This is a genomic window from Porphyromonas sp. HMSC065F10, from assembly GCF_001808555.1.
GTDB lineage: Bacteria > Bacteroidota > Bacteroidia > Bacteroidales > Porphyromonadaceae > Porphyromonas_A.
The window spans coordinates 107,553-109,985 of record NZ_KV793730.1 but is presented as its reverse complement, the minus strand read 5'-3'; the positions used below and the strand labels follow the sequence as shown (position 1 = coordinate 109,985).

4 protein-coding genes and 1 pseudogene are annotated in these 2,433 nt (G+C 41.9%); 1 reads left to right on the top strand and 4 read right to left on the bottom strand.

All coding sequences use genetic code 11. The features are described 5' to 3' along the window. Positions 1 to 204: 204 nt before the first annotated feature. Positions 205 to 465 carry a hypothetical protein gene (locus tag HMPREF2890_RS09230; protein WP_246825212.1) on the bottom strand — a complete coding sequence of 87 codons (261 nt, stop codon included), beginning with the start codon at positions 463 to 465 and terminating at the stop codon, positions 205 to 207. Between the two features lie 111 nt (positions 466 to 576). Beyond that, positions 577 to 690: pseudogene (locus HMPREF2890_RS09400) on the bottom strand (helix-turn-helix domain-containing protein); the annotation flags it as partial. A 369-nt stretch (positions 691 to 1,059) separates the two neighbouring features. Between HMPREF2890_RS09400 and HMPREF2890_RS00620 the strand changes: the two are divergent. Further along, positions 1,060 to 1,605: a YfbU family protein gene (locus tag HMPREF2890_RS00620; RefSeq protein ID WP_070463978.1), complete on the top strand. Its 546-nt coding sequence runs from the start codon at positions 1,060 to 1,062 to the stop codon at positions 1,603 to 1,605. Positions 1,606 to 1,641: 36 nt separating this feature from the next. Here the strand turns inward: HMPREF2890_RS00620 and HMPREF2890_RS00615 are convergent, their stop codons facing one another. Next, on the bottom strand, positions 1,642 to 2,019 hold the full coding sequence (locus tag HMPREF2890_RS00615) for an ISAs1 family transposase (protein WP_070463975.1): 378 nt from the start codon (positions 2,017 to 2,019) through the stop codon (positions 1,642 to 1,644). Positions 2,020 to 2,211: 192 nt separating this feature from the next. Beyond that, positions 2,212 to 2,433: conjugal transfer protein TraG (locus HMPREF2890_RS09225; protein WP_246825211.1), on the bottom strand; the 222-nt coding region annotated here is incomplete at its 5' end.

The following is a 2,433-nucleotide window of genomic DNA, read 5'->3' as shown; positions in this document are numbered from 1 at the left end:
ATAAACCAAATCGTCTGTACGTGCAAGTCTTCCGTATTTTCCACTCCAAAATGCAATTTGGAGTGGAAAATACGATCCTTGCCATGCTCCAGCAGTCGTATGATAGTAAAGCCTGTAACACGCTCTACAAGCGTCAGGATTACCCCTTTCTGCTCTTTCCCTATAATGGTGTCCATCTCAAAATCTCCTACTCGCGCCTTCTGGTCAAATGCACTCAGGACGAGTTTCTATGGACTTTCGCTTAGACCAGTCTGTTTTTATTGGTACGGCCAAGCGTCGCTTGCGATAAGCTAGCCCATGCCTTGTATGTTTATAAAGCTCGCCTCCAGCTTTCTTGTCTTGATGCAGGAACTTGTAAATGGAGGTCTTACCGACCATCGGCTTGCCCTCCAGCTTTCGCCTTCCAGCAATTTGCTCTGGAGACCATTTATGCTCTACAATGCATTGGACAATATCAGCTTTCATAGCGTTCGTCAATTTAGCTCTTGCTTTGCTCTTCCAGTCTTGTCGCTCTTTGGCAAACATATGAGCCTGAGTAGGGCTATAGTTGCCAGCAGATGTCAAATTCCTCTTAATCTCTCTACAGATGGTGCTAGGGTGTACTCCTATGACCTCTGCGATCTTTTTTTGAGATGTGCCAGTCTTCAGAAGAGCAGCAATTTCGTATCTTTGCGCTTGGGTTAGATGCATACTTGTATATAGCTAAGTTTTTGTTTCAACAGCAAATATACTGCATTAACCTTAAAGGGACGGTGAGCGCATCGTCCCTTTTTTCGTCTCGGTAGCTCGCTACCTGCTCCTCCCGCCCTCCTAGGAGAGGAGGGGGCGTCCGGAGCAGGGCGAGCTCCACTCCAAATTGCATTTTGGAGTGGAAAATACGCAATATACCTCGTAAAAACTTTGGCTATAAAACTCCCTACGAGGTTTTTTCCCTACATCTGTAACTATGTTGCACTTGTCACTAGAATGTGGAAATGGGAATTAACCAAATGCAAGCTATCACCGATCCCTCAAAAATAGTACCTTTGTATATCCTATAACTTTAGCATTAATAATAATATGAACAACGAGCATCTTAGTCTTACGAAGAAAGAGAGGTTGGAGTATATTTACCTTTTAAAGATTTTAGAGAAACTATATCCAGAACAAAGTGAGGAATACTCACAATACAGAAACGCACTTCAGCAAGGTTTCTCTTTGCATTATGCGGATATGATGATTGAACTAAGTGAAGATGAATTATCTATAAATGAGTGCAGAAAAGTACTGGATATACTAGAGATGTACAGAGGAATTATTTATTCATACAGAGCCCTTAAGCGTGAAAATACAGACATATCTCTGACTGACGAGGATGTTAAGTTTCCTGGCTTTGATGGGAATAATGAATGTTACCATATGGCGTATGTAAAGTACTTTATTGATGACCTAGACAGATACTCTGAAATACAGGAACTATCCAATGGATATTACAATAGCCATCATCGAATGCTATCGCAATACGAAAAAATGCTCGAGAAATGGAACGAGTTCGAATCGCTTCCTAATAGATACCTAATGAATGAAGAACAAATCCGAGAGCTGTTAAACTCTAAATTCAAATGACGTCTCTTAGCATAATATCATCTATTTGCTCTATCATTAGTTTCTGATTGTCTTTAACTTGAAGTATGTAGTCGCCTTTTTTTCAACCACTGCCTTTGCGATCTCAGTCTGAGTGCCGATAGCGGCAATGGAGATGACGGTGTCTCGTAGATCTAGAGCCTTGAGAATCTCTTTGATGGCATTGATTTCGTTAGACTTAGTAGATATATATACCTGAGCCAATGAGGCTTGCAGCTTGGGATCAAAAGCTGTGACGCAATGACTGTCGGCATCAAAGTCTAGCTTCTTAACTCCTCTCATCGTCTTATCATCTAGACAGATGTGCTTGCCGGTTGTTATTTCAAAGATTTCCTCTAGGAAGGCTTTGTAGAGGAAATCTTTGAGAAATTGTCTTAGCGGGTGGAATGTAGGCAATACCAAATAGAGGGAGAAATACTCAATCTATCCGCTGTTCATAATACCTTAGCACGTCAAGAGGCTTTATGTCACTTCAAGACGATAGATATCAAGCCCCTAGAGAATCAAACAGTTGACTTTAGATTGGTGCAAACTTCGGGCAATATGCTTCAAAAGCTACTTGGGGATATTGGCTTTTAGCATCTCAAGTTACTCCTTAATCAGGTGAGAGAGTGTTGGGTCAGCTTTGATACGAGCAGTCTCAGAGTCTACAAGAGACAGTACCTCTTGCTTGACTTGGCGATAATTGGCTTCAATAGTCTCACGCAGACTGTCGGAGCCATTTTCGTTTGTGAAGTTCGCTATGATGGGGATAGGCTGGTAAGCTTTCGTCTCAGCAGAGACCTTGGCAACATCCACAACGATCTCAGC

Excerpts from the sequence above, each read along its gene's own strand:
- HMPREF2890_RS09230 (WP_246825212.1), bottom strand. The coding sequence starts at position 465 with ATGAAAGCTGATATTGTCCAATGCATTGTAGAGCATAAATGGTCTCCA.
- HMPREF2890_RS00620 (WP_070463978.1), top strand. The coding sequence starts at position 1,060 with ATGAACAACGAGCATCTTAGTCTTACGAAGAAAGAGAGGTTGGAGTAT.